The 2,344-nt window shown below is 47.7% G+C and carries 2 protein-coding genes and 1 pseudogene; 2 read left to right on the plus strand and 1 reads right to left on the minus strand.

Annotation, left to right across the window (positions count from 1 at the left end; genetic code table 11):
- Window positions 1-94 precede the first annotated feature (94 nt).
- Window positions 95-226: a hypothetical protein gene (locus BGO59_RS11075; protein ID WP_293683690.1), complete on the minus strand. Its 132-nt coding sequence runs from the start codon at window positions 224-226 to the stop codon at window positions 95-97.
- Between BGO59_RS11075 and BGO59_RS11080 the strand changes: the two genes are divergently transcribed.
- A complete protein-coding gene (locus tag BGO59_RS11080; protein WP_293683691.1) occupies window positions 227-1,045 on the plus strand; it encodes a tyrosine-type recombinase/integrase in 819 nt (272 codons plus the stop codon).
- 10 nt (window positions 1,046-1,055) lie between these two features.
- Window positions 1,056-2,135: pseudogene (locus tag BGO59_RS11085) on the plus strand (IS91 family transposase); the annotation flags it as partial.
- Window positions 2,136-2,344 lie beyond the last annotated feature (209 nt).

Genomic DNA, 2,344 nt, shown 5'->3' on the forward strand with positions numbered 1-2,344 from the left:
CTCCGGTAGCTTTTTCTCTTCGCTGTTTTATTAATTTTGGTAAAACAAACAATAAAATCTTTAAAATGGCTACAAAAAAAAATCTCCGGAGGAGTTAAGGGTAAGCAAATTTCTGAACCGCGCCTGTAGCGAAGTTAACGGTTTTGCCGAACTGCTGCAACGCTTTGAGCGGAATATTTCCATCCTTGGCAGGAGCCCCAGAACTTTCGATAATTATTCCCGTCATGTGGCGGCCCTTGCGCTGCACTTTGGAACTTTACCCACCGAGCTGGACCCGGAACAGGTCAAAGATTATCTTTTTGAACTTCAGCAACGCTCCAAAACCCCTTCCCAAACTTACTTTAAGCATACCGTTTACGGGCTTCGGTTTCTGCTGAAAACCGAAGGTTTGCCTTATAGTTTTCTGCACCTTCCCACCATTGCTAAAGTAAAGAAACTTCCTGTAATCCTCAGCCGGGAAGAGATCTGGCGTATGCTTCAGAGTGCCGAACTCCTGAAACACAAGCTACTCATTGGACTTATTTACGGTTGTGGGCTGCGCTGCATGGAGGTGAGGAGTATCGAACTTCAGCACCTTGATTTTGACCGCAAGATGCTGCATATCGTACAGGGAAAAGGCCAAAAAGACCGGTATGTTCCTTTGTCGGAACATTTAATCCGGGGACTGAAAACCTTTATCAATATTGAAAATCCGGAGCGGTATTTATTTAACGGCAATCAAAACAGAAATATCGAAGAGATTGATGTGCTTAGCAAAGATTTTGATTCACGCTACAGCCAGCGCGGCGTTCAGTGGGTGATAAAGACCATCTCTAAAAAGGCTGGTATCACCAAAGAAGTTCATACCCACACGCTGCGACACAGTTATGCGACTCATCTGCTGGAAGACGGCGTTCCGATCATTATGGTGCAGAAACTTCTGGGTCATGAGCGTATTGAAAGTACAATGGAATACCTCCATGTCTGTCAGCTCTCGGATCAACAGCCACACAGTCCGCTGGACACTGTATTTACTTTATGCAGCAGGAATGCAGGCCCGAAGTAATGGCGGGAGTGTAGCAGAAGTCCTTCGAAGAATCAATTTATCCGCCCAGAACTTTACGGTTCATCAGGAAAAGACCCTTCGGGCCTTGTCCAACTGCCGGACTTCTGCCTTGGGTGGTCATATTGATACGTGTGATGGTTGCGGAAATCTTTCCATCAGTTACAATTCCTGCCGTAACCGACATTGTCCGCAGTGCCAGGGGCATAAAAAGGAAGAGTGGATCCAAAAGCGCGAACAGGACCTCTTGCCCTGCAGCTATTACCATGTGGTTTTTACCCTGCCGGAGGAATTGAACGCTATGGCAATATCCCAGCCCCAACTCATTTACAAAGCCTTGTTTGAGGCCGCCTGGGCTACTTTAAACCAGTTCGGCAAAACCGACGGCCTGCAGGTGGGAATGATTGCCATACTTCACACATGGGGACAGAACCTGAGCCTGCATCCGCACCTGCACTGCATTGTTCCGGGCGGGGGCATCAACCGGCAGGGAAAATGGAAAAGGAAAGTACGAACGGATAAATATCTGTTTTCGGTAAAAGCGATGAGCAAAGTCTTCCGCGCGAAGTTTGTGGCATTGTTAAGGGCTGGTGGAATTAATGACCAGAATTTAGTGGACAAACTTTTCTCCAAAAACTGGGTCGTGTATGCCAAGCGTCCTTTTGGTGGCCCAAAACAGGTGATTGAGTATCTGGGGCGTTACACGCATAAGGTTGCCATCAGCAACCACCGCATCAAAGAAGTGACGGATCAGCAGGTCCGGTTTGGCTACAAAGATTACCGAAAAGGTGGGGCGAAAAAGGAAATGACCCTGAGCAACCAGGAGTTTGCGCGAAGGTTCAGTCTGCATATCCTGCCGAAGAGATTTGTGCGGATCCGGCATTACGGCATTCTGAGCAGCAGCTGGAAGCGCGGGAAACTGCAGGCTCTGCAATCCGATTTAAAGATCAAGATCCCGGAGGTAAAACCCAAAACGCTGCTCAATAAATGCCGGTGCTGTAAAACGGGAAATCTGGTGACTATTGCCGTTTTCGGACAGCGTGGTCCGCCACCGGAATATCTTTTCGTTATCCAACCTGCTCCCGCCAAATAACCTTTGCGGGTAAGGGAATTTATGTTCTGCAGTGAAGAAAAACAGCAGAAAACACCCACAAAGACCACAAAAGGCCACAAAAAAAAGCAGTCCTTCCGAAAAACTGCTTTGTTACCCTAAATCCTAAAATCGAAAACTCCATAGACGGCCAAAAAAGCTCCCGGAGCTTCCGTTCAACGGGCTTTCATCTCGTGTCCTGCGGACAAGAC

It is taken from the genome of Spirosoma sp. 48-14 (assembly GCF_001898575.1).
Lineage (GTDB): Bacteria > Bacteroidota > Bacteroidia > Cytophagales > Spirosomataceae > Spirosoma.